Origin of the sequence: Arthrobacter bambusae, from assembly GCF_022606295.1 — a bacterium.
Lineage (GTDB): Bacteria > Actinomycetota > Actinomycetes > Actinomycetales > Micrococcaceae > Arthrobacter > Arthrobacter bambusae_A.
Genome location: NZ_JAHHZS010000011.1, coordinates 1 through 22,625, shown reverse-complemented (window position 1 = coordinate 22,625; position 22,625 = coordinate 1). Strand labels below are relative to the sequence as shown.

At 63.7% G+C, this 22,625-nt stretch carries 24 protein-coding genes; 9 read left to right on the top strand and 15 right to left on the bottom strand.

What is annotated here, in order from left to right:
• Positions 1-47: 47 nt before the first annotated feature.
• The 5 genes from KNN17_RS09560 to KNN17_RS09540 all read right to left on the bottom strand — a co-directional run bounded on the left by KNN17_RS09560 (position 48) and on the right by KNN17_RS09540 (position 4,802).
• Complete coding sequence (locus tag KNN17_RS09560) at positions 48-1,169, bottom strand: NAD(P)/FAD-dependent oxidoreductase (RefSeq protein ID WP_241708521.1); 1,122 nt, start codon at positions 1,167-1,169, stop codon at positions 48-50.
• A gap of 71 nt (positions 1,170-1,240) precedes the next feature.
• Entirely contained in the window at positions 1,241-2,284 is a 1,044-nt protein-coding gene (locus KNN17_RS09555) for a Gfo/Idh/MocA family protein (protein WP_241708520.1), read from the bottom strand.
• Complete coding sequence (locus tag KNN17_RS09550; protein ID WP_274619692.1) at positions 2,284-3,060, bottom strand: amino acid ABC transporter ATP-binding protein; 777 nt, start codon at positions 3,058-3,060, stop codon at positions 2,284-2,286. Before KNN17_RS09550 ends, KNN17_RS09555 begins: the two co-directional genes overlap by 1 nt.
• Positions 3,057-3,845, bottom strand: a complete 789-nt coding sequence (locus KNN17_RS09545) for an amino acid ABC transporter permease (protein ID WP_078107981.1) — start codon at positions 3,843-3,845, stop codon at positions 3,057-3,059. The genes KNN17_RS09550 and KNN17_RS09545 overlap by 4 nt, the downstream gene beginning before the upstream one ends.
• Before the next feature lie 75 nt (positions 3,846-3,920).
• The gene (locus KNN17_RS09540; protein WP_241708519.1) at positions 3,921-4,802 is read right to left on the bottom strand and encodes an ABC transporter substrate-binding protein; all 882 of its coding nucleotides are present in this window, start codon (positions 4,800-4,802) and stop codon (positions 3,921-3,923) included.
• Between the two features lie 145 nt (positions 4,803-4,947).
• On the opposite strand from KNN17_RS09540, the gene KNN17_RS09535 reads away from it, so the two are divergent.
• Complete coding sequence (locus tag KNN17_RS09535) at positions 4,948-6,024, top strand: LacI family DNA-binding transcriptional regulator (RefSeq protein ID WP_241708512.1); 1,077 nt, start codon at positions 4,948-4,950, stop codon at positions 6,022-6,024.
• Positions 6,025-6,089: 65 nt separating this feature from the next.
• Here the strand turns inward: KNN17_RS09535 and KNN17_RS09530 are convergent, their stop codons facing one another.
• The 6 genes from KNN17_RS09530 to KNN17_RS09505 form a co-directional block, all read right to left on the bottom strand.
• Entirely contained in the window at positions 6,090-7,982 is a 1,893-nt protein-coding gene (locus KNN17_RS09530) for a transketolase (protein WP_241708510.1), read from the bottom strand.
• A gap of 18 nt (positions 7,983-8,000) precedes the next feature.
• The gene (locus tag KNN17_RS09525) at positions 8,001-8,348 is read right to left on the bottom strand and encodes a hypothetical protein (protein WP_241708508.1); all 348 of its coding nucleotides are present in this window, start codon (positions 8,346-8,348) and stop codon (positions 8,001-8,003) included.
• 398 nt (positions 8,349-8,746) lie between these two features.
• The gene (locus KNN17_RS09520; protein WP_241708506.1) at positions 8,747-9,445 is read right to left on the bottom strand and encodes an SRPBCC family protein; all 699 of its coding nucleotides are present in this window, start codon (positions 9,443-9,445) and stop codon (positions 8,747-8,749) included.
• Positions 9,446-9,501: 56 nt separating this feature from the next.
• Positions 9,502-9,801 (bottom strand): hypothetical protein, encoded by a 300-nt coding sequence (locus KNN17_RS09515; protein ID WP_241708505.1) that lies wholly within the window; start codon positions 9,799-9,801, stop codon positions 9,502-9,504.
• 286 nt (positions 9,802-10,087) lie between these two features.
• Entirely contained in the window at positions 10,088-10,642 is a 555-nt protein-coding gene (locus KNN17_RS09510; protein ID WP_241708504.1) for a DUF6328 family protein, read from the bottom strand.
• Positions 10,639-10,848, bottom strand: coding sequence for a hypothetical protein (locus tag KNN17_RS09505; RefSeq protein ID WP_241708503.1), 210 nt, complete (start codon positions 10,846-10,848; stop codon positions 10,639-10,641). Before KNN17_RS09505 ends, KNN17_RS09510 begins: the two co-directional genes overlap by 4 nt.
• Positions 10,849-10,919: 71 nt before the next feature.
• Between KNN17_RS09505 and KNN17_RS09500 the strand changes: the two genes are divergently transcribed.
• The 3 genes from KNN17_RS09500 (at position 10,920) to KNN17_RS09490 (ending at position 13,330) form a co-directional block, all read left to right on the top strand.
• Complete coding sequence (locus KNN17_RS09500) at positions 10,920-11,657, top strand: DUF72 domain-containing protein (protein ID WP_241708501.1); 738 nt, start codon at positions 10,920-10,922, stop codon at positions 11,655-11,657.
• Between the two features lie 27 nt (positions 11,658-11,684).
• Entirely contained in the window at positions 11,685-12,665 is a 981-nt protein-coding gene (locus KNN17_RS09495; RefSeq protein WP_241708499.1) for a cation diffusion facilitator family transporter, read from the top strand.
• Between the two features lie 200 nt (positions 12,666-12,865).
• Positions 12,866-13,330 (top strand): hypothetical protein, encoded by a 465-nt coding sequence (locus KNN17_RS09490; RefSeq protein ID WP_241708497.1) that lies wholly within the window; start codon positions 12,866-12,868, stop codon positions 13,328-13,330.
• Here KNN17_RS09490 and KNN17_RS09485 read toward each other — a convergent pair.
• The 4 genes from KNN17_RS09485 to KNN17_RS09470 all read right to left on the bottom strand — a co-directional run bounded on the left by KNN17_RS09485 (position 13,320) and on the right by KNN17_RS09470 (position 16,905).
• Positions 13,320-14,234, bottom strand: coding sequence for a helix-turn-helix transcriptional regulator (locus KNN17_RS09485; protein WP_241708700.1), 915 nt, complete (start codon positions 14,232-14,234; stop codon positions 13,320-13,322). The two genes, KNN17_RS09490 and KNN17_RS09485, sit on opposite strands and share 11 nt — an antisense overlap.
• Before the next feature lie 115 nt (positions 14,235-14,349).
• Positions 14,350-14,502 (bottom strand): hypothetical protein, encoded by a 153-nt coding sequence (locus tag KNN17_RS09480; RefSeq protein ID WP_171983578.1) that lies wholly within the window; start codon positions 14,500-14,502, stop codon positions 14,350-14,352.
• 89 nt (positions 14,503-14,591) lie between these two features.
• A complete protein-coding gene (locus KNN17_RS09475) occupies positions 14,592-15,458 on the bottom strand; it encodes a class II glutamine amidotransferase (RefSeq protein WP_241708496.1) in 867 nt (288 codons plus the stop codon).
• Between the two features lie 46 nt (positions 15,459-15,504).
• Positions 15,505-16,905 (bottom strand): glutamate decarboxylase, encoded by a 1,401-nt coding sequence (locus KNN17_RS09470; RefSeq protein ID WP_241708699.1) that lies wholly within the window; start codon positions 16,903-16,905, stop codon positions 15,505-15,507.
• Positions 16,906-17,280: 375 nt separating this feature from the next.
• On the opposite strand from KNN17_RS09470, the gene KNN17_RS09465 reads away from it, so the two are divergent.
• The 5 genes from KNN17_RS09465 (at position 17,281) to pgsA (ending at position 22,563) form a co-directional block, all read left to right on the top strand.
• Positions 17,281-18,723: a S53 family peptidase gene (locus KNN17_RS09465; protein ID WP_241708495.1), complete on the top strand. Its 1,443-nt coding sequence runs from the start codon at positions 17,281-17,283 to the stop codon at positions 18,721-18,723.
• Positions 18,724-18,770: 47 nt separating this feature from the next.
• Positions 18,771-19,052 (top strand): YegP family protein, encoded by a 282-nt coding sequence (locus tag KNN17_RS09460; RefSeq protein ID WP_241708494.1) that lies wholly within the window; start codon positions 18,771-18,773, stop codon positions 19,050-19,052.
• Positions 19,053-19,295: 243 nt separating this feature from the next.
• Complete coding sequence (thrS, locus tag KNN17_RS09455) at positions 19,296-21,305, top strand: threonine--tRNA ligase (RefSeq protein WP_241708493.1); 2,010 nt, start codon at positions 19,296-19,298, stop codon at positions 21,303-21,305.
• 30 nt (positions 21,306-21,335) lie between these two features.
• Entirely contained in the window at positions 21,336-21,941 is a 606-nt protein-coding gene (locus KNN17_RS09450; RefSeq protein ID WP_241708492.1) for an HIT family protein, read from the top strand.
• Positions 21,934-22,563, top strand: coding sequence for a phosphatidylinositol phosphate synthase (gene pgsA / locus KNN17_RS09445; RefSeq protein ID WP_241708491.1), 630 nt, complete (start codon positions 21,934-21,936; stop codon positions 22,561-22,563). The genes KNN17_RS09450 and pgsA overlap by 8 nt, the downstream gene beginning before the upstream one ends.
• Positions 22,564-22,625 lie beyond the last annotated feature (62 nt).

Sequence of the window (22,625 nt, the reverse complement as noted above, 5' to 3'; positions counted from 1 at the left end):
CATGCGGGATGGCTGGCCCCCTTTGGGCAGCCAGCCATCCTGCGCGGCTAGGAGAACCTGCCGGGGCGGAAGGTGGAGAGCATGGGATGCTTGCTTCCCGTGAGGATTTCGCCCGCCAGCAGTTCGCCCACGATGAGTCCGAGCGTGGCTCCCGAGTGCGTGAAAGCGACATAACAGCCCGGCACGTGGCCGAGCTCTCCGAGCACGGGTTCGCCGTCGCCCGGAATGGGCTTGTAGCCGATCTTCCAGGATGCCGGCTTGAGCTCGGGCCGGCCCGCGATGAGCTTGGACGCCTCGTCGGCGAGCTCCTGGACGATGCCATCCGGGATGCTGAAGGAACCGTCTTCGTGCTCGGTGATGTGCTCTTCGTACCAATCGTGGTCCAGCGCGAAGGTGTTTTCCGGGTTTGGCCGGATGGCGGCGCGGGGGGTGTTCATCACGGCTCTCACCTCATGGTCCACGGCTTTGGTCAGCACCAGCATCGAGACGGGGGAGGCGTTCGGGATGTCGACGCCGAGTGGTGCGACGACGGCAGGGGTAGCGGCACCGCAAGCCACAAGGACGGCGTCGGCTCGATAGGTCCCGCCGGCAACAGTCTCGACGCCGGTGGCACGGCCGCCGTCGACCGTGACGGAAGCCTTGCCGGCGTTGAGGACGAGCTGGCCACCGCGGGCGTGGAATTCCTCCAGAAGGAACTCGATGAGTTCAGGGAGGCTGACCCACCCTTCGCCCGGGTTGAAAATGGCGAACTCCGGGACTGCACCTGCATTGATGCCAGGGGTAGCGACGTCAATCTCTTCAGGAGTCAGCAGCTTGGAGTCGTATCCGACCGACTTCTCGTAGGCGTGGCGTGATTCCGTGGCCGCTTGCTGTCCGGCGGCGTTCCACATGAGGCCGCCGCCGAACTGGAGCCATTCACGGTGTGGATCCGCGGCGAACAATGTACGGTAGCGGTCGACCCCCGCGAGGCGCAGTTGGTGGTAAGGGGTGGAGCGTTCTCCTGCGGAGTTGAGCCAGGACAGGGAACGGCCGCTGGCCTCGCTCGCGAGGCCCTTTTCGGTCAGCAGGACAACGGACGCGCCTTCACGGAGCAGGTGGACCGCCGTGGAGACTCCAAGGATGCCGCCGCCGATGACGACGACATGCTTGGTAGGGGGCGTGGAGGACATGAGTCTCCCTTTCTTTGGGGTGTGGTTGCCGGCCGCACGAGGCGGACGGTGGCATGGCTGGAAAGATCCGCCTACGCGAAGGCGTGGATTCTTTCGATGACTTTGAGGGTTTCAAGTGATTCCGCGGGGTCCACGGGCAATGGCCCCTCCCCGCGGATGGCGGCCGCGAGTTCGGCATAGAACCGGGGGTAGGCGCCGGTCTGGGCAGGGACGGGCTCAGGGTCTCCGTCAGTCCCCATCACGCCCCAGGAAGTTACGGGCTCAACGCCATAGGCGGGATCCGACGGCGGGAGTCCGGCCGCGAGGGCCGCCTCCTGGCTGTCGAGTCCCCACTTGGTGTAGCCGGCCTTGGAACCGAGGATATGGAACCGGGGTCCTGCTTGGGCAGCCATGCCGTTCATCCATAGCCTCGATCGCACTCCTGAGCTATGGAGCAAGGTCACAAACGCTTCGGTGTCTGCGCCGTCCGGGTGCGGTCCATGGTTGGCCGTTTCGCCGTAGCAATCTTCGACGGGACCGAAAAGCTGGATGGCCTGGTCGATCAAATGGGCGCCGAGATCATGGAGGATGCCGCCGCCTTCGCCCAAGGACGCACTGTCACGCCAATTGCCGAAGCCTTCCGGGCGCCACCACTCGAATCGCGATTCGAAGGTTCGGACCTCGCCGAGGCCGCCTTCCCGCACGACCTTACGAAGTGTCAGGAAATCGGCGTCCCACCGGCGGTTCTGGAATACCGTTAGCCGCACACCGCCGTCGGATGCTCTGGCGATGAGCTCTTCGCCGTGCGCCGAGGTCGTGGCGAAGGGCTTGTCCACCACCACGTCGAGGCCATGGGCGATCGCGGTCGCGGCGAGATCGAAATGGGTGAGCGGGGGAGTGCCGAGGACCACGAGGTCCAGGTCCGGAGCTACTGCGAACAGTGCTTCCGGGGTGGGGAAAATCCGTGCACCGGGATACAGCCTTGCCGCTTCCGCTGCCCGCTGCGGGTCTGCCGTGACGATGACATCGAGGGAGTAGCGGGGGTCGGCGGCGATCAGCGGCGCGTGGAAGACTTTCCCGGAAACCCCGAATCCGGCGATGGCCGTGCGGATAGGAGAGGGGGTGGCGTTCGCCATTACAGCACCTCCGAGAGGAATCGTTGGAGCCGTTCACTGCGTGGGTTGTCGAAGAGGTCTACAGGCGTGCCTGACTCTACGACTTCACCCTCATCCATGAAGACCACCTGGTCGGCGACTTTCCGGGCGAAGCCCATTTCGTGCGTGACAACCAACATGGTCATGCCGCGCCGACCCAGGCCCGCCATGAGGTTCAATACGCCTTTGACGAGTTCGGGGTCCAGTGCGCTCGTGGCTTCGTCGAAGAGCATGACCTCCGGTTCCATGGCCAGCGCCCGGGCGATGGCCACGCGCTGTTGCTGGCCGCCGGAGAGGTCGCGGGGGCGGTGGTCCGCCCGTTCGGCGAGCCCCACTTCGGCGAGGCTGCGGCGGGCACGGTCCCTGGCTGCGGTCTTGGACATTCCCTTCACGCTCCAGAGCGCCAAGGCAACGTTCTCCAGGGCGGTGTGGTCAGGGAAGAGATTGAAGTGCTGGAACACCATGCCGATGCGGTTTCGCAGGATGTCCGGTTTGACCTTGAGTGCGCTTTCACCGGCCAGGAGTACATCGCCGCTCTTGGGTTCGTGGAGCCGGTTGACGCCACGGAGCAGGGTCGACTTGCCGGATCCGGAGGGGCCGATGATGCAGGTGGTGGTGCCGGGGGCAACGTTCAGGCTGACGTTGCGCAGCACCTCGATGTCGCCATAGGCCATGGTCAGGTTTCTTAACTCCAGGCTGGAACCGTGGAATGTCTGGACACCGGCGGCGGTGTTGTTTGCGCTGGTGCTGGCGCTCATGTGTTGCTCCCGGTGATCAGCGGCGATGCCGCGTCGAGTTCTGTGAGTTCCTTGAGGCCGCTGCTCGGCGCGCTCGGACGACGGCGGCCCGTGCGGAATCGGCTGTCGAAGTAGTTCACGAGGTGGGTCAGCGGGACGGTGATCACGAGGTAGAAGACACCGGCCATGACCAGCGGTGACAGGTTCCCGGAGAGCACGGCGGCGTCCTGGCCCACACGGAAGAGCTCGCGCTCGCTGACAAGCAGGCCGAGGAAGTACACAAGTGAAGAGTCCTTGACGATGGCGATGAACTGGTTCACCAGGGCGGGCAGCACCCGGCGGATGCCTTGCGGCACCACCACGAGCCGCATTGATTTGGCATAGCTCATGCCCAGGGCACGGCATGCCTCGCCTTGGCCCTTGTCAACGCTTTGGATGCCGGCGCGGAAGATCTCCCCGATGTACGCGCTGGCGATAAGGCTCAGCGCGATGATGCCGAGCGGGTAGGGGGAGGGGCCGAAGATCGACTGGCTTAGCCGGGCGAAGCCTTGGCCGATCAGAAGGATGGTGAGGATGGCCGGCAGGCCCCTGAACAGATCGGTGTAGATGCGGGCAGGGACGCGCAGCCACGCCGAGGATGAGATCCCCATGACCGCAACGACCATGCCCAGTGCCACGCCGATGATCGTGGCGGAGACCGAAATGATCAGGGTGTTCAAGAGGCCGACGCCGATCAATTGCGGCAGGACTTCGGCCATCGCGCCGAAATCGAAGAATGTACGTGTGATGGTGCTTAACCAGTCCATGGTTTGCTCTCAGACTTAGGTGGCCGTCGGGGCGGGCGGACCGCGAAAGGGACGCCCGCCCGTCAGGCAGTTGGGCTATTTGCTCGGCGCCGGGCTGGCGGTCTGCTCAGCCTTGGGCAGGTACTGCGTGGGCATCGGGGATCCCGGGAACCACTTCTGGTAGAGCTTCTCCCAGGTACCGTCTTCCATCGCCGCGGCCAGTCCCTTGTTCAGGGCATCCTTGAGGGCGGTCTTGTCCTTGGCCAACGCGAAGCCGGCCGGTGCGTCAAAGGACGGAATATCGGCCGCGCTGACCAGGCCGAACTGCTGTTCGTAGGACTTGGCGGCCTCGTAGTCAAGGAAGTGGGCGTCAGCCGAACCGCTGTTCACTGCCGAGATCGCGGAGTTGTTGTCCGGGAAGCGCACCAGGTTCGCGGTGGGGAAGTTCTTCACTGCGTAGGCCTCCTGCAGGGTGCCTTGGACCACGCCAAGCCGCTTTCCGGCAAGGCCGCTGACATCCTTGATCCCTGAGGTCTTGGTCGTCAGGACGGTCAGGTATCCGGCGAGGTAGCCGTTGGAGAAGTCCACGGTCTGTTTACGCTTGTCCGTGATGCCGATGGCGGCGACGCCGACGTCGAACTGTCCGTTGGCGACGGCCGGCAGGATCGCCGAGAAGTCCTGTCCGGTGAAGACGACCTTCTCCACTCCGGCGCGGTGCGCGACATCTTTGAAGAGTTCGACGTCGAAACCTGTGAAGTTTCCCGAGGCGTCCGTGAACGTGTAGGGCTTGGCGTCTCCCAGGCTGGCCACGCGGATAGTGCCAGGTTCTATCAGGCCATAAGGGTTTCCGGCGGTCGACGACGAGGCAGGGGTCGATCCGCCACACCCGCTCAGTGCCAGGAGGGCTGCGACAGCAGCCGCAACGATCACTCCGGGGCGGAAGTTCAGTCGTTTAGTCACAGCAAATTTTCCAATCATGAGAAGCGAGGCGGCCTTAAAGCCTTACGGAATTCCCCTTGCTGAGTCCGGTCTCAGTAGTTAGGATTGAGACCGGACTCACAGGGGGTTGCAAAAAATGTAACCCAAGGCACACTGGCCGTCAAGGCCCGTTCGGAAGGCATGCATGAGCAACAATGGTTCGAGGCGGCGCGAGATTACCGTTGCCGACGTCGCGAAGGCGGCACAGGTGTCCAAGGCCCAGGCCGCACGTGCCTTGGGAAATTACGGGGCCGTCAGCGAGGATGTCCGGAGCCGCGTGCTAGCGGCGGCAGAGGAACTTTCCTACCGGCCGAACGAACTGGCCCGCAGCATGAACACGGGGAAATCCAACACGATCGGAGTCGTGGTGGGTGATATTGAGAACCCTCACTTCGGACTCGCGACGCGGGGCATTACGGACACTGCCAAGAAGAGCGGCTACAACGTCATTCTGATCAACACAGACGAGGAACTCACCGCGGAAACCGAAGCGGTCCAGGTCTTGCTCGATAAGCGCGTGGACGGACTGATCGTGGCGCCGGCGTCGTCCGTTGAAACGAAACATTTACAGGACGTTCACGAGTCCGGGCGGCCGTTGGTGCTCCTGGACCGAAAAGCCGAGGGGTTGGACGTGGAAACCATCGCGGTAAGCATGACTGGGATTTCCTACGAATCCACCCGGTATCTCCTTCAGGCCGGCCACCGCAGGATCGCGTTTGTCTCCACCCTCAAGACCGGCTCTCCGTACCGGTCTGGAATGGTGCTGGATTCTTCGCAGATCTCCGAGCGGCTTGAGGGCATGGAGCGCGCCTTCTCCGAAATCGGATTGACGCTCCCGGAGGACCACGTGCGGCTCAACGCCGGCGACGCGGATTCAATCCGGAATATCACCCGCGGGCTCTTGCTCATGCCCGAGCCGGTCACTGCCATTGTGGCGTCCGACGGCCTCATAGCACTCAGCGTCGTCGAAGCCATTCAGGAGCTGGGCCTCTCGATCCCCGAGGATGTTTCGTTCCTGATGTATGACGACTTTTCCTGGACACGCCTGACGAGCCCACCCCTGACCGTCGTTTCCCAGCCTGTGTACGAAATGGGCGTGGCCGCTGCCGGCGCCCTGATCCGGCAAATCGAGGGCCGGAAGCCTGCGGCCAACGGACCCGGGTTCTCCGCCCGGCTGATCCGGCGCGGTTCGGTCGCAATGCCACGTGCTGCGAGGGTTTAGATCCATTCGGCAAACTGCGCTGGCGGCCGGGCCTGCAGGCCCGGCCGCCGTGATGTTGCCTGTCATCAGTCCATGACGAGGTCGCGCGCTGCGGCCGCGATGTGGCGTGCGGAAATACCCGCAGCGTTGAGCAGGTCCTTGGGTTCTCCGGACCCCGGCAGTTCCCTCACCGCGAGCAGTGCCAGATGGAGTTTGGGCGTGTTTGCACTCGCGAGCGCTTCGAGGACGGCCGAGCCGATGCCGCCTTGGGCGTAGTGGTCTTCCGCGACAACTATCCGGCCGTCGGTTTCGAGGCACGCCCGGCGCAGGGTCTCGACGTCGACCGGCTTGATGGAGTAGAGGTCGATGACTCGGGCTTTGATTCCGGACTCGGCCAGTTGCTCGGCGGCCGCGAGGCACTCGTGGAGCGTGACGCCGGCGCCGATAAGCGCCACCTGGTCGTCGGGGCCGGCGCCGTGGACTTTGCTTCCGCCGAGGGGAAATTGTTCGTCCGGCCCGTAAATCACGGGGTAGGCTCCACGGGTGGCCCGCAGGTAGGAGATTCCAGGCGTGTCCGCCATCGTGCTCACAAGCTGCGCCGTGGATGGGGCGTCGGCCGGATAGAGCACAGTGGAACTGTGCACTGCCCGCATGGCTGCTATGTCCTCAAGGGCCATTTGCGAAGGACCATCTTGCCCGATTTCAACGCCGGCGTGCGTGCCGACGAGCCGTATGTCCACTTCTGAGACTCCGGCCATGCGGATGAAGTCGAAGGGCCGCGAAACCAGGAAAGCCGCGAAACTTGAGGCGAAAGCGACGTATCCACGTACCGAGAGGCCGATGGTTGCGGCGACGAGTTGCTGCTCGGCAATGAAGATTTCGAAATACCGCTCAGGCGCTACCTCCTTGAAGTCTCCGGCGTGGGTCGAATTCCCTACCTCGCCATCAAGGACAACCACTTCGGGGCGGACCGCAAGCGCGGACACTGCGGCGCCGAAGGCGGCCCTGGTCGCTACTTTGTCGCCAACCTTCCACTCCGGAAGTGTCACCGCACCGTGTGTGTCCGGCGTGATTGCCGGAGTACCCGGCTCCGGAGGTCTGGTGGTCACGTGGACGCTGCTTGGACCGCCGAGGGCTGCTATGGCCTTCTCGGCCATGTCTGCCGGTAGCGCCTTGCCGTGCCAGCCGTTCTGGTCTTCGATCTCAGGCACACCTTTACCCTTAATCGTCTTTGCCAGGATGACGGTCGGCTGGTCTGGATCGCTCCGCGCCCGGTCCAGTGCGTCGTCGATCTCGGCTAGGTCATGGCCGTCGATGATGACGGCCCGGGCCCCGAAAGCCTCAACCCGCCTGGAGTAGGCGTCCATGTTCCACTGCAGTTCGGTAGGGCCGTCCTGACCGAGCCGGTTGACGTCCACAATGGCCGTGAGGTTGCCGAGCTTGTAGTAGGCCGCCTTGTCCAGGGCTTCCCAGATGGACCCTTCGGCTAGTTCGCTGTCTCCGCACAACACCCAGGTATGGAAGGGCAGCTTGTCCAGGTACCGTCCGGCCATGCTCACCCCGACGGCGACCGGCAGCCCTTGCCCCAGCGAGCCGGTCGCCACGTCGACCCACGGCAGAACCGGCGTCGGGTGGCCCTGTAGCCGGGCGCCGAACTGCCGGTAGGTATTCAGCAACTCATCTTCCTCCACGACGCCTACGGCCCGATACATGGAATACAGCAGGGGCGAAGCGTGTCCCTTGGAGAAGATGAGGTGGTCGTTGTCCGGCAGTTCCGGGCGTTCCCAGTCGTAGCGAAGGTGCCGTGTGAGGAGCACCGCCATTAAATCCGCGGCGGACAGCGACGACGTGGGATGACCCGAGCCGGCGTTGGTGCTGCACCTGATGGAATCCACGCGCAATTGCGTGGCCAGCGCCCGGATGGAATCCGCTTCGTCGGCTTCCAACCGGGCGTGGGTTGTTGTCCTGTCTTCTAACATGCCCCGGTCCCTCTTTCCTTAGTGCTCGTTCAGCCGCTCGAGCAAGTTCCCCAAGGCTTCGCGAATATCGTCATGGTCGTACTGGCTGGCCCTGCTTTCGCCTGAAATCACGGCGCATCGATGAATCTTCTTGAAGTCTCCAAAGGGGAATTTGTAGCGGCCCTTCTGTCCTTCGGGGTGCTCGTCGTCCACGCCGAGAAACCACTTCGAATATTCGGCGCTTCCGTTCTTGTCCAGAAACGCGTTCTCATCCTGCGTCGACGGCGCATGCTCGCTCCAATCGTCGCGGGCATCGATGACTACTCTGTCGTCCCGGATAAGGCTCTTCGCATGATCAAAGGCTTTCTTGTTGAGTTTCACCGTCATGCCTGGGACCTCCATCTCTTCCGTCACACGATCCAAACGGCCACGTCACACGATCGTGAGTGGCGGCTCGCCCAAGGGCCTAGAGGGCGGGAACGGAAGGTCCGGACCGGGCTCGGGGACCGGAGAAGGTCCCGGCTCGGGCAACGGAACCGGTTCGGGGGTCCCGGGATGGGGTCCGGGACTTGGTTCCGGCCCGGGGGCCGGCACGGGCGTCGGCCCTGGCTCGGGGAACGGAACAGGTTCCGGCGTCGGTGTTGGGCCAGGCTCCCGGGTGGGGTCGGCGTTGGGGTCCCGGGTCGGGTCGGGAGGGAACTCACTCATTGTTTGCTCCTCGGAATGTCAGGTGATTCCTATCGGACTTCCGTGGGGCCGGCCTGTTCAGGCAGGCCCCACGGGGCTCAGCGGTCCGTCGAATGCGGACGTGCTTCCGGGTCTTCCGTGGTGTAGTCGCCTTCGATGCGCTCCGCGGGCAGGTCAGTGACGCGTTCCGTGCCGTAGTCGCCCTCGGTGTACTGGCCGACGCGAGTCGCGTCGCCGCCGTCGGGCACTTCCATCGCCGCCGGCGCCGTCAGGTCAGGATCGACGGCGGGAAGTTCCGAAGTGGTGGCCGAACGGGATACGGCTGCACCGGATTCGTCGACATCGCCGGCGGCAACGGAACCGCGCCAGCCGCCGGTCTCGAGGCCTCGCTCTTCGATGAATTTCTTGAACTTGTCGAGATCGGCTGAAACACGCATATCGTCAATCCCCACCAGCGAGCCGGCCTTTTCGGCAATGCTCTCCGGCTCCCATTCGATCTCCACACTCACACGGGTACGGTCCGCGCCAAGGGGCTCGAAGCTTACCGAGCCTGCGTTCCGCGGTCCGTCGATGCTGGCCCAGCTGACCAGGGAATCCGGAACCTGTTCCAGGATCTGGGCATTGAAGTCGCGCTTGACGCCGCCAACGTTGGTGGAGAAATGCAGTGCGGTCTCGTCGATTTGCTCGACCGCTTCGACGCCCTTCATGAATTCCGGGAAGGACTCAAACTGGGTCCATTGGTTGTAAGCCACTGAAACGGGAACTTCCACGTCGATCGTTCGATTAACCGTAGCCATGTTCATGCTCCTTGCTAGTGCTTGTTCCTGCGCAGATTGGTAGTTGTCCAGGCGATTTAGCCAGCGTCGAATGTCTCGCCGTCGTCGTCTTTCGGGGACTTGTCCTCGGGCAGCCCGGTCGCATCGCCCTTCGGCTCCGACGAGAAAGAACTCCCGGTCTTGCTCTCTTCGGAGTTGGAGTCGTCCAGCTCGGCATCGGCTGATGGCACCGCGACTGAATCGTTGCCGTCGTCTGTTGTGGGGGCGTCCTGTTCCTTCGGCTGATTCGCCTGCTGCCCCTCGTTGCCTGGCATTTCTTGGTCGGGGGTCGGAGTTCCGTAGCCCCCGGCTTCTTCGGCTGCATGCTGCTCGTCCATGTCCACGCTGTCCTTTCCGTGCTGGTTGAACCTGTTGATGGAAAATCAAGGACCGGCTACTACGGCGTCTTCCTCCGGTGGCCTGGAGAGCGGACTCGGAAAAGCAGGACCCTTGGGCCCCGGACGAGATGGACGCCAGTCTTCGTTCGACGGTTCGCGTGACCTTGCCACCACATCGAAACTAATAGGCCGGACGGACTCTTGTCCATGGATTCCGGCAAATTGATCAGCAAACTTACTATCTTGATCGAAAGGGCCTAGAATAGCCCGGCATACGAGCCGCGAACTACGACTCCCGCGGCTCGGGCGCCGTGCCTGATACGTCGTCCGGCACAGCCTTCCCCCGCCGAGGCGACCAGGAAAGCAGCGGGTACAGCAGCACGAGCGCGGCGAGCACCACAAGGATGCCGCCACCGGCGGCGAAGCCCGCCTCGGGCCCCACGGCAACACTGAAGATCAGTCCGGCGCATCCTGCAATCAGCACGGCGACGCAAGCGACGACCGTCTTGACGATCGTGTTCCCGGCGGCCACGAGCCGGTATTTGACGTGATGCTGGAAGAGTCGCCGGTGCAGGCTGACCGGGACCAGCATGAGCCCGGTAGTCATCGTCGCCAGGACAACCAAGACGAGGAACCACCACTTCTGCAGCTCTGTCAGCGTGGCGAATCGCTGCTGGAACGGAAGGGTCAGCAGGAAGCCTCCGATGATTTGGACGCCTGTCTGGAGAACGCGCATCTCCTGGAGCAGATCGTTCCAGTTGCGGTCCATCCGCTGGTCCTCGGACTCGTGCCTGGTATTGGCCGCCGGACCAGGAAGCAACGGATCCTCCGGATCGCTCACGATGGCCGAGGCAATTGGCAACCTGCCACAGGGTTCAGTCCCATGTAGTTCAGCGGACCGGCGACAATATTCAACGTAATCGTCGCGAACTGGGAACACTGTGCCGGGACTGCGTTGAAGTAGCCCCGCTGACCGGCGGCTACCGCTCCCACGACGAGCCAGATCACCACGATCAGCCCGAAGAATGACCCGAATCGCATGGCCATCGACCAACCTCTCCTCAATTCCGGATATCTTCAGCTTACTTATTAAGCAACCTGGACCATAGGCTGGCCTGATGGGATACCACGTTGGGACCTCGGGGTGGAGTTACGACCACTGGGAGCACGTGCTCTATCCTCCCGGCACTCCCTCCCGCAACCGGCTCGGGTACTACGGGCAACAGTTCGACACCGTAGAACTCAACGCGAGTTTCTATCGCTGGCCCCGTGATGCATCCTTCGCGAGCTGGCGACGGCGGTTACCTGACGGTTTCGTGTTTTCGGTCAAAGCCCCCCGCGGACTCACCCACGGAAAGCGCCTGTACGCGCCGGAAACCTGGGTCGGAAGGATCTCGCCAGCGTGGCATGAGCTGGGGGACAGGCGCGGAGTTCTGCTGGTCCAGCTGCCGCCCGGGATGGAGCGCGACGACGGCAGGCTGGCCTATTTCCTGGACCTCCTCCCCGAGTGGATGAAGGTGGCCGTCGAGTTCCGCCATCCCAGCTGGCACGACGAGTCTGTCTTCGAGCTGCTTGAGGAGCGCCAAACGGCATACTGCGTCATGAGCGGGGCCGGGTTGCCTTGCGTCCTCCGTGCCACGGCGCCGTTTGTCTATGTCAGGATGCATGGGCCGGACCACCACCACCTTTACGGAGGGTCGTACTCCGCGCAGGACTTGCTCTGGTGGGCGGACCGGATTTCGGAGTGGGAGGCCGCCGGCAAGGAAGTTTTCGTCTATTTCAACAACGACGGCGGCGGCAACGCGGTCCGTGACGCCCGGGCCCTCCGTTCATTCCTCGGCAACCGCGAGGGCTGATCCCTCGATCGTTAGGCGGTAGATTTCATGGGTCGATCCAAGGGGGCCAAGGTGCCATCGTCATCACTTATGACCGTGATTCTGGCTTTTGCCGCAAATCTTCTTGTTGCCACGGCAAAAACTGTTGCTGCCGTTATTAGCGGGTCGGCTTCGATGATCGCCGAGTCCGCCCACTCTTGGGCGGACACCGGAAACCAGGTGTTCTTGCTGGTGGCTGAGAGGAGATCCTCGAAACAGCGCGACGTAGCCCACCCTATGGGCTATGGGAGGGAATCGTACGTGTGGTCGATGTTTGCCGCATTCGGGCTTTTCACCGCGGGGGCCGTGGTCTCCGTGATGCACGGCATCCAACAGCTTTTCGCACCAGAGCCCGCCGGCGATTTCGCGGTCGCCTATATTGTCTTGGCAATATCGTTCGTTCTCGAAGGCGCGTCGTTCGTCCAGGCGTTACGGCAAGCGCGCACGTCCGCGCGGGAGCTTGAACGCCGCACGTTGGAGCAGGTCCTCAAGAGCTCGGATCCCACCATGCGCGCCGTCTTCGCGGAGGACAGTGCGGCATTGATTGGCCTGGTGATTGCCTTCTTGGGCATCTTGCTGCACCAGCTCACGGGATCGCCACTTCCAGACGCTCTCGGATCCATATCCGTCGGCATCCTTCTCGGGGTGATCGCGGTGGTGTTGATAGATCGCAATCGCCGATTCCTCGTCGGCCAGGGCGTTACTCCCGAACTCGAGAATTCGATGGCGATCAGGGTCCTGGAACACCCGGAAATCGAGCGCCTGACCTATCTGCACCTGGAGTTTGTCGGGCCGCGCAAGCTGTACCTCGTAGCGGCCGTGGATATCACGGGCGACCTTCGGGAGCACGAAGTAGCCGTGGCCCTGCGCCGCGTGGAACGGGAACTGGAAGACGAGGACACCGTCGAGGAAGCGGTGCTGACCCTCGCTACCCCCGACGAACCCTCGCTGTCCTTTGGTGTTCGGCGACCATCGCCGGCCGTTGAATAGGGCGAGCTCGGCAAGCCGCCGCAACCACCGGAGAAAACAAGTACACGCCACTCGTGCCATGGTTCACTCAAAGTTGTTGACTCAAGAGACCAGCATCCGCGCACTGTCCGGGGACGCCGATCCCAGCTGGCCAACGGCAGGGTCGGCCGAACGATCGAACAGGCGCCGCGGAAGCACAGCCAACGTTGAGGGGAGCTGCAATGGACGCGCAAGTTTGGATTTGGATCGTGGTGGCGATTGTCATCATCGCGGTGATCGTCGCCGTCGTCCTTTATGGGCGCCGCGCGAAGAACGCCGCCAACCGCAAGCGCGCCGCGGATCTCCGCGAGAAAGCCCGTACCGAGGCCCTCGGAGCTCATGAGCGCAGCGCCGAAGCCGCCAGGGCGAAGGCCGACGCAGCCCGGGCCGAGAACGAAGCGGAGCGGTTGCACCAGGAGGCCACCGAGAAGCAGAGGGCTGCCGAGCGTGCCAATGAAGCCTCGCAGGACAGGCTGCGGCGGGCGGAGGAGCTGGACCCCGATGCGGGCAATCGCTCGGTCAGCGACGACCGCGGCCGCGGGGATAGGAACGACGACGGCGGCCGTCTGGACAGGGACGACGCCAACCGGCGAGAGCGGGAGGAGGACCGAGGCGACGAGGAAGGACGCCGAGGGCCTAGACCGTAGGTCCGGGCAGCCGTTGCACCCCACCTGAAGCGGGAGCGGTTTGAGGCTGCTCTGCCAATTCCTGGGTTGCGGCCCAGCTCGCAAGGAGGCGCAGGGCATCCGCCGAAGGGGAGCCGGGCTCTGCAGGGTAGATGAACAGCGAAAGTCCGGTGTCCGCTGACAACTCCATCGCTTCGAACAGCAGTCGGAGTTCGCCCACGACGGGGTGATGGAAATGCTTGAAGCCGCTGTAGTGGCGGCGCACGTTGTGTGCTGCCCAGCGAGTGCGGAATTCATCGCTGCGGGTGGACAGCTCTCCTACGAGGTCGCTCAGTCCGCGGTCGAAGGGATCGCGGCCGGCCTCGGTGCGAAGGATGGCCACCATATTGTTGGCAGCGAGTTCCCAATCCGGGAAGAACCTCCGCGCCCGTTCCTCGTCCAGGAAAATGAAGCGCGCGTAGTTGGCCGGCCGGACCGGGTCGACGTACATCTCCGAATGCAATGCGCGGCCGAGCCTGTTGGCGGCGAGGATGTCCATGCGTGCGTTGCGGACAAACGCCGGCGCGTCAGTGATGGCGTCGAGGGCAAACTGGACGCTCGGCCGCAGATTTTGCGGCGCAGATCGACGCTGCCTCTTGCTTGTTCCTGCGGCGCGGGCCAGATCGAAGAGATGTGCATGTTCGGCGTCGTCCAGGTGCAACGCCCTGGCCAACGCTTCCAGGACGCTTTCAGACACTCCCGCAAGGTTGCCGCGCTCAAGGCGGGTGTAATACTCGACGCTCACGCCGGCGAGGGTCGCGACTTCTCCGCGACGGAGCCCGGGTACCCGCCGGTTGCCGCCCGATGTCGGCAACCCGGCCTGTTCGGGGGTGATCTTCGCCCGACGGGAGGCAAGGAAATCGCGAGCGTCGTTCCGGTTGTCCATGCGCTCAACGATAGTGAACTTGAAGCGCAGTGGGGGAGTCCCTGCCAGTACCTCCCTCAGCGGCAAGTCACCAGCGAAGGTCACGGACCCGGCGTCGTGGTGGCCCGACGTCGTCCTAGAAAATGTGGAAGTCGCCGGCGTCGGCGTTCGCGGACGGGTACACCACAGGTTCCCGCCCCAACTCAAGCAGGACGTCGTTGATGCTCATTTGCCCGTCGAGTTGGACGGCCGGGACGAAGGCGGCTTCGGATTCGACTTCAGCGGTCATGGATCGATCCTATGCGCGGCGGGGCCTGCAGACATGATGAACACGCGGCCGTCAGGGCAAGACGCCGAGCGTTGTTTTGTGCTCGAAGGTCACGGCTTCTGGGAAGCGGCCGCCGAGGGGGAGAGATCGGCCAGCGTGAGGGGATGCGCGGGAGTCCCGGGGAAGGGGTGGCTGACAGTTACGGCCAAATCCGCATTGACGTGGACCAGCGCACCGGAGGGCAGTGCACTCCATCCGGGGTTGTCGTCCATCGGTTCGGTGGCGATGAGGACGTGTCCTGCACGCGAGGCCTCCTTGCTGTGCGCGCGGATTCGGGAGCTGCGTGCGTCAAGCGGCGCTTCGTCGTCGGAGCGGGCAGGCAACCGTTCCAGGATGTGCAATTCATGCGTTTCCGGGTACCTGACGGCCCAAAGGTCGCCAGCGGTCGTCAGGATGAGGTTCAAGCTGAACACCGGAAGCTCCGCGGCGATCCAGCTGATCGCCCGGGTGATACCTTCGCCGACGTCGCCATCCGCCCGTCTGATCTCGGCAGTGATCAGTGCGAAGAGCCGCTCGCTGTCGGTCTGGCCCTCCACCAGGTCTGCGACTCCGAACTCGGCCAGCCGCTGATCCAGCCGATCAAGATCGCCGAACGCGCCGTTGTGGGCCAACAACCGCCCGTCCTGTTCGAACGGGTGGGTGTTGACCATGGTGTGCGCGCCGGTACTGGCATACCTCACATGGGCCAGGAACGTCGTGCTTTTCAGGACCCGTGCCTCACGAGCAAACGCGTGGTCCTCCCATGCAGCGAGCGGCTGCTTGGCAACATGGGCCGCGCCGTCGCCGTCGAAGGTTCCTATGCCAGCGCCGTCGGGCTCGCGCCGGCTCTGGTCAGCGAGGCTGTCCGGCGCGTCCAAAAGCCAGAAAGTGGCCCGAACTGCCTGCGAACCTGCATGCAAGCCGAACAACCGGCACATGGCACTCCTCTTCCTTGAACTGCTTGGATTTGCTTGACGCTGCTGGCTAGTGGTGGAACGCCTGGGTTTGCCCACCCGCGGGCATCGGCGCGGTGAGGCCGTCCAGGTAAGCAACTTCCTTCTTGAGGTCGGCCAGGAAACTGGATGCGAGATCTCGAGTGAAGCCGTTGCGGACAACGATCCGTTGAACCGTGATCTCGCTCAGTCCCTCCGGCATGGGGTACGCGGGAACAAGCCATCCGTTCATCCGCAGCCGTTCTGACAAGTGGTGAAGGTTCCAATTCTCCGTGTAGCCGTCAGTAAGCTGCCACGCAAAGACCGGAATGTCCGATCCGTCGCTCCACAAAGTAAACGACTCCATCGCCCCTATTTCGCTGGAGAGATAGAGCGCCACGTCGCGGGAGGCTGCCTGTACGGATCTGTATCCCTCGTATCCGAGCCGGAGGAACAGGTAGTACTGAAGGAGCACCTGGGCGCCCGGGCGTGAGAAGTTGAGGGCAAAGCTCGGCATGTTCCCGCCCAGGTAACTGACATGGAAGATCAGGTCCTCGGGGAGCGCCTGCTCGTCACGCCAGATGATCCAGCCAAGGCCGGGATAGACCAAGCCGTACTTGTGGCCGGACGTGTTGATCGAAGCGACCCGCGGCAGGCGGAAGTCCCAAACCGTCTCCTTTTGCAGGAAAGGCGCAACCATCGCTCCAGAGGCGCCGTCGACGTGGATCGGCACATCGAGGCCATGCTTTTCCTGGATTTCGTCCAAGGCAGCCGAGATTTGCTCCACAGGTTCATAGGCCCCCGTGTAAGTCACGCCCATGATGGCCACTACGCCGATGGTGTTCTCGTCCACGTACTTGTCCAGCTCGTAGCCGTCCAGGACTTGGTGTTCCTTCGACACCGGGACGTACCGGGCCTCCACGTCCCAGTAGTTGCAGAACTTCTCCCAGCACACCTGCACGGCCGAGCTGAGGACAAGGTTGGGCTTGTCCGTGGGAAGGCCGGCCGCACGGCGTGCATGCTGCCAGCGTCGCTTCAATGCCAGGCCGCCCAGCATGCATGCCTCGGACGAACCGATCGTTGAGGTTCCAACGGACTTGGCGGGATCGGGCGCGTTCCACAAGTCTGCGAGCATCCGCCAGCAGCGGGTCTCGATCAAGGCCGTCTGGGGGTATTCGTCCTTGTCGATCATGTTCTTGTCGAACGTCTCTGCATACAGTTTCGACGCTTCCGGTTCCATCCACGTTCCAACGAACGTAGCCAGATTCAGGCGGGAGTTGCCGTCCAGCATGGCTTCGTCGTGGACCACCTGATAGGCAGTCGAAGGAAGGGACTCGCCGTCCGGAATGGTGAACCGCGGAAAAATACTGGATTCTCCCGGCCGGCTGAACACCGGGTTCAACTCAACTGCCGTGTCGGTTTCATGGGCTGATGTTCGGTGTGACCTACTGATGGTTCGCTCCTTTGACTCGCCGCAGCGTCAGCCGCTGCGGTGGCATGGCCCGCCAAGGCCCCACGCTACCGTGGCAGGCCTCCGTGCCCAAGCTCATCCGGGAGCGGCTGGCCGAGTCGATTCCACCCCCACATGCCATGGTGCCAAAGTGACTCCTGGTGCATAATCGCAGGGGACGGAGCTCAGTCACCGCGATCGTAGGAGGCACCAATGCCGATGCAGGACACTCCAGAAGATCGACAGCCGGGGGAAGCGCGAAGCGTTCCACTGCCTGGATCGGAGCGGGCTCCCGCTCCGGGCGTCCGGGAGAGCCTCGGTCCCGTTGATCCGTCCCGACGGATCGAGGTGACGGTCATCCTGAGGCGGCAGGAGGAAATGGCTGACGTTCCGCCCGAAGCGATTTCCCGGGACGAACTGGCCTCCCGATACGGCGCATCGGCCGCAGACCTGGATCTGGCCGAACGCACTTTCGCCACCCTTGGTCTCGGCATCGTGGAGTCAGACGCCGCCAGCCGCAGGATTCGGCTGGCCGGAACAGTGGAGCGGATGAGCAGCATCTTCGGGACGTCCCTGGACGAGCTGACGAGCCGCAGCCCGGACGGAAGTGCCGTCACCCACCGGCATCGCACTGGAGGACTCCACATACCTGCAGCCCTCGACGGCGTCGTCGTTGCCGTCCTCGGCCTTGACGACCGTCCCCAGGCACGGGCCCAGTTCCGCGCCATCCCCCTCGCCGCGGCAGGAACCAGCTACACCCCGCCACAGTTGGGAAAGATCTATAATTTCCCGGCGGGAACCGACGGAACGGGCCAAACCGTTGCCATCCTCGAGTTGGGCGGCGGTTACGGCCAGCAAGACCTTGACGCTTACTTCCAGGGCCTTGGCATCGCCACGCCGGGCATCACGTCGGTGGGAGTCGACGGCGGGGCCAACCAACCGGGGCAGGATCCGGCGGGTGCCGACGGGGAAGTCCTCCTTGACGTCGAAGTGGTGGGCGCCTTGGCGCCGAAAGCCGCAATTGTTGTCTACTTTGCTCCCAACACCGACGCCGGATTCCTGGATGCGATTGTCGCGGCCTCCCACGCAAACCCGACGCCGGCCGCAATCAGCATCAGTTGGGGCCAGAGCGAAGACTCCTGGACCGCGCAAGCCCGCACGGCCTTCGACCAGGCCATGGCCGACGCAGCGGCCCTCGGGGTGACGGTGACAGCGGCAGCCGGGGACAACGGCAGTGCGGACGGCGCAACCGACAACAAGGACCACGCCGATTTTCCGGCGTCGAGCCCGCATGTGCTGGCCTGCGGCGGAACCCGTCTTCAAGCAGACGCCTCGACGGGTGCCATCAGCGCGGAAACCGTCTGGAACGACGGTCCCAACTCGGCAACAGGCGGAGGATACAGCGACGTCTTTCCGGTTCCGCCTTGGCAGTCGGGCATCGCGGGACACACCACCCACAAGCCTGCTCCTCAGCAGGCTGGCAGGGGCGTGCCTGATGTCAGTGGCGTCGCAGACCCGCAGACCGGTTACCAAGTGCGCGTCGACGGGAAGGACATGGTGATCGGCGGAACGAGTGCGGTGGCCCCTCTCTGGGCGGCTCTCGTTGCCCGCCTTGCCCAAGCCACCAATAGGCGTTTCGGGCTGATCCAGCCGCTGCTCTATCAAAACGGCACGCAACCGGCGTCGGGCTTCCATGACATCACCGTCGGCTCGAACGGAAGCTACCACGCCGGGTCCGGCTGGGATCCCTGCACGGGCCTGGGCAGTCCGGACGGCGGCGCCTTGCTGGCGATGCTTCAAGCCAAAGGTTTGGTTCGATAAACTGGTTGGTGTCCTTTACAACCGCAGGTTTCAAAGGAGGCTACACAATGGCTGGATACTTTGAGCTGATCGACGGACCCAACGATGGGTACAGGATTGCGCTGCGCGACGGCGACGGCGAGCTTCTGGCGAGGTCCACGACTTTCGCCACCAAGCAGTCGGCTGTCCGCGGGATATCCACACTCCGGGAGGTTGCCGGGACGGCCCTCATCAAGGACCGGAGCCACGGACGGTGGACCCCGTCCCTTGAACGTCAGGCCCACCACTTGCATTTGTTCCACCAACCCGCATGGCGGAAGCACGAAGTGAGAAGCGCAGGCCGCTCGTAGCCCTGCGATAAGGCGGTTTCGCAGACTGCCCCGCGCTCCGGTCCCTCAGCCCTCTTCAACGGCTTGCACGGACCGCACTAACGCTTGCCAAGAATCCGTGCGGCACCGGATCTCCTCGACGAAGAACGGCACGTCCGTGCCTTCTTTGGCTGCCTCAGCCGGAGCGGATACGATGGACGATGGCTGGCTGTGGTCCCCGTACGCCACAAGCTATGAAGCCGTATCAATGAATAGGAGACACCCGTGTCAGATGCCCAGCAGATCACCCTCATCGTCGATGGCGAAGAGACCAAGGTGACGGAGGGGACCACCGGCGCGGAACTCTTCTTTGAGCGCCGCGACGTCGTCGTTGCCCGTGTCGACGGCGAACTCAGGGACCTCGACCAGGTGCTGCCCGAGGGTGCCCAGGTTGACGGCATCACCATCGACTCGCCGGATGGCCTGAACGTCCTGCGCCACTCCACCGCACACGTCATGGCCCAGGCCGTGCAGCAGCTTCGCCCGGATGCCAAGCTCGGAATCGGCCCCTACATCACAGACGGCTTCTACTTCGACTTTGATGTTGCCGAGCCCTTCACTCCCGAGGACCTGCGCCAGCTCGAGAAGATGATGCAGAAGATCATCAACCAGAACCAGAAGTTCGTGCGCCGCGTCGTCACCGAGGACGAAGCCCGTGAAGCCATGAAGGGTGAGCCTTACAAGCTCGAACTGCTGGGCAAGAAGAACGACGCCGCCGACGCCGGCGAAGGCGTCAACGTCGAGGTGGGCGCCGGGGACATCACCATCTACGACAACGTGGACCGCAAGAGCGGTGAAAGCGTCTGGTGCGATCTTTGCCGCGGGCCGCACCTGCCCAACACCAAACTGATCTCCAACGCCTTCGCCCTGACCCGATCCTCGGCGGCGTACTGGCTCGGCAACCAGAACAACCAGCAGTTGCAGCGTATCTACGGCACCGCTTGGCCCACCAAAGACGCGCTGAAGGCCTACCAGGAGCGCATCGCCGAGGCCGAGCGCCGCGATCACCGCAAGCTCGGAGCGGAGCTGGACCTGTTTTCCTTCCCGGATGAGCTGGGTTCCGGCCTGCCGGTATTCCACCCCAAGGGCGGGATCATCCGCAAGGCGATGGAGGACTATTCGCGCCAACGCCACGTCGACGCCGGATACGAGTTCGTCTACACCCCGCACATCACCAAGGGACACCTCTACGAGGTTTCCGGCCACCTTGACTGGTACAAGGAAGGCATGTTCCCGGCGATGCACATTGACGCGGAATTGAACGACGACGGCACTGTCCGCAAGCCCGGCCAGGACTACTACCTGAAGCCGATGAACTGCCCCATGCACAACCTCATCTTCCGTTCGCGCGGACGCTCCTACCGGGAACTGCCCCTCAGGCTCTTCGAATTCGGCTCCGTGTACCGCTACGAGAAATCCGGTGTTGTCCACGGCCTCACCCGTGTGCGCGGCATGACACAGGACGATGCCCACATCTACTGCACCCGCGAGCAGATGAAGGACGAGCTCACCACCACCCTGAACTTCGTCCTCGGACTGCTCAAGGACTACGGGCTGGACGACTTCTACCTTGAACTGTCCACCAAGAACGAGGACAAGTTCGTCGGCGAGGACGCGGCCTGGGAGGAAGCCACCCGTACCCTGGCAGAAGTAGCCGAGGCGTCGGGACTGGAACTGGTCCCGGATCCGGGTGGAGCCGCGTTCTACGGTCCCAAGATCTCCGTGCAGGCCAAGGACGCCCTGGGCCGCACCTGGCAGATGTCCACCATCCAGCTGGACTTCAACCTGCCCGAGCGGTTCGAACTGGAGTTCCAGGCGGCCGACGGCACCCGCCAGCGTCCGGTCATGATCCACCGCGCTCTGTTCGGCTCGGTGGAGCGGTTCATGGGCGTCCTGACTGAGCACTATGCGGGAGCATTTCCGGCATGGCTTTCGCCGGTGCAGGTGGTTGGCATTCCGGTGGCGGAGGCGTTCAACGACTACATGTTCGACGTCGTTGGCCAGCTCAAGGCTGCGGGCATCCGTGCCGAGGTGGACATTTCCTCCGACCGCTTCCCGAAGAAGATCCGCACTGCCAGCAAGGACAAGATTCCCTTCGTCCTCATTGCCGGCGGAGAGGACGCAGAGGCAGGCGCAGTCTCGTTCCGCTTCCGTGATGGCAGCCAGGACAACGGCGTGCCCGTTGCCGAGGCCGTCCGCAGGATTGTGGACGCCGTCAAGAACCGCGAGAGCTGACGAGTCGGACGCTTCGGGGGACAGGAAACAGTGCAGGAGAACACGGGCGTGACAACTGACTATCCGGGCGATGCCGAAGTGACTGATGACTTCGGCCTGGCAGGTGTTCCCGATGCCTTCCAACGCTTGTGGACTCCGCACCGCCTGGCCTACATCAAGGGCGGGCAGAACCAGTTCGATAACGACGACTGCCCGTTCTGCGTGGCTCCAAGCCGCACGGACGAGGAATCCCTCATCGTCCGCCGCGGCAGGACGTGCTACGTGGTGCTCAATCTGTTCCCTTACAACCCCGGTCATCTGCTGGTGTGCCCGTACCGGCATGTTCCGGACTACACGGACATCACGGTGCAGGAAACCGCGGAAATGGCCGAGCTCACGCAGACCGCAATGCGGGTGCTGAGGAAGGTGGCCAACCCGAGCGGCTTCAACCTGGGCATGAACCAGGGTGTAGCCGGCGGCGCGGGAATCGCCGCCCACCTGCATCAGCACGTGGTTCCGCGGTGGGGTGGGGACGGAAACTTCTTCCCGATCATCGCCCAGACGAAGGCCATCACCCAGACCCTCGCGGAGGTCCGGCAGCAGGTGGCGGACGCGTGGCCGGAGGAATCGGAACTATCCGGGGAGCCGGATGCTTAATCGGCACGCCCGAGGGTTCTTCACCGGGCTGTTCTCGCCCCTTGCCCGGTTCCTGCTCAAAGTGGGGGTCTCGCCTGACGCCGTCACCGTCGTCGGGACCGCCGGAGTAGTTCTCGGCGCCCTGATTCTCTACCCCCTCGGCCAGCTTTGGTGGGGTTCGCTGCTGATCGCCGTATTCGCCCTATCCGACGTCGTGGATGGCATCATGGCGCGGGAGCAGGGTCGCAGCGGCCCGTGGGGAAATTTTCTCGATTCGACGCTGGATCGACTGGCTGACGGCGCCATTTTCGCCGGCGTCGCGATCTGGTTCTTCACCGGGGGCGGGAACAGCGCGATTGCCGTCGCGTCTCTGGCCTGTCTAGTGCTCGGGATGGTGGTTTCGTACGCCCGCGCCAAGGCTGAATCTCTGGGCTTCTACGCCAACGTGGGCATCGCCGAGCGCGCGGAGCGGCTCATCTCGGTGCTCCTCGTCACCGGATTGACCGGGCTGGGATTGCCTTCCGCCGTGTTGCTGGTGACCCTCGTCATCCTCGCCGCCGCCACGGCAGTCACCGTCGTCCAAAGGATGGCGGCCGTCCGCGAACAGGCGATGGCAGACGTCGACGGCGGGACTCCCGCTTAAGCCCTCTGATCATTTTGCTGCCCCGGCGCGTTTCGTGTCGGGGCACGCTCATGTCCGGGGCA

Bases quoted from the DNA above. Each gene is read 5' to 3' on its own strand.
- KNN17_RS09560 (WP_241708521.1), bottom strand. From the start codon at position 1,169: ATGTCCTCCACGCCCCCTACCAAGCATGTCGTCGTCATCGGCGGCGGC.
- KNN17_RS09555 (WP_241708520.1), bottom strand. From the start codon at position 2,284: ATGGCGAACGCCACCCCCTCTCCTATCCGCACGGCCATCGCCGGATTC.
- KNN17_RS09550 (WP_274619692.1), bottom strand. From the start codon at position 3,060: ATGAGCGCCAGCACCAGCGCAAACAACACCGCCGCCGGTGTCCAGACA.
- KNN17_RS09545 (WP_078107981.1), bottom strand. From the start codon at position 3,845: ATGGACTGGTTAAGCACCATCACACGTACATTCTTCGATTTCGGCGCG.
- KNN17_RS09540 (WP_241708519.1), bottom strand. From the start codon at position 4,802: ATGATTGGAAAATTTGCTGTGACTAAACGACTGAACTTCCGCCCCGGA.
- KNN17_RS09535 (WP_241708512.1), top strand. From the start codon at position 4,948: ATGAGCAACAATGGTTCGAGGCGGCGCGAGATTACCGTTGCCGACGTC.
- KNN17_RS09530 (WP_241708510.1), bottom strand. From the start codon at position 7,982: ATGTTAGAAGACAGGACAACAACCCACGCCCGGTTGGAAGCCGACGAA.
- KNN17_RS09525 (WP_241708508.1), bottom strand. From the start codon at position 8,348: ATGACGGTGAAACTCAACAAGAAAGCCTTTGATCATGCGAAGAGCCTT.
- KNN17_RS09520 (WP_241708506.1), bottom strand. From the start codon at position 9,445: ATGGCTACGGTTAATCGAACGATCGACGTGGAAGTTCCCGTTTCAGTG.
- KNN17_RS09515 (WP_241708505.1), bottom strand. From the start codon at position 9,801: ATGGACGAGCAGCATGCAGCCGAAGAAGCCGGGGGCTACGGAACTCCG.
- KNN17_RS09505 (WP_241708503.1), bottom strand. From the start codon at position 10,848: ATGGCCATGCGATTCGGGTCATTCTTCGGGCTGATCGTGGTGATCTGG.
- KNN17_RS09500 (WP_241708501.1), top strand. From the start codon at position 10,920: ATGGGATACCACGTTGGGACCTCGGGGTGGAGTTACGACCACTGGGAG.
- KNN17_RS09495 (WP_241708499.1), top strand. From the start codon at position 11,685: ATGGGTCGATCCAAGGGGGCCAAGGTGCCATCGTCATCACTTATGACC.
- KNN17_RS09490 (WP_241708497.1), top strand. From the start codon at position 12,866: ATGGACGCGCAAGTTTGGATTTGGATCGTGGTGGCGATTGTCATCATC.
- KNN17_RS09485 (WP_241708700.1), bottom strand. From the start codon at position 14,234: ATGGACAACCGGAACGACGCTCGCGATTTCCTTGCCTCCCGTCGGGCG.
- KNN17_RS09480 (WP_171983578.1), bottom strand. From the start codon at position 14,502: ATGACCGCTGAAGTCGAATCCGAAGCCGCCTTCGTCCCGGCCGTCCAA.
- KNN17_RS09475 (WP_241708496.1), bottom strand. From the start codon at position 15,458: ATGTGCCGGTTGTTCGGCTTGCATGCAGGTTCGCAGGCAGTTCGGGCC.
- KNN17_RS09465 (WP_241708495.1), top strand. From the start codon at position 17,281: ATGGCTGACGTTCCGCCCGAAGCGATTTCCCGGGACGAACTGGCCTCC.
- KNN17_RS09460 (WP_241708494.1), top strand. From the start codon at position 18,771: ATGGCTGGATACTTTGAGCTGATCGACGGACCCAACGATGGGTACAGG.
- pgsA (WP_241708491.1), top strand. From the start codon at position 21,934: ATGCTTAATCGGCACGCCCGAGGGTTCTTCACCGGGCTGTTCTCGCCC.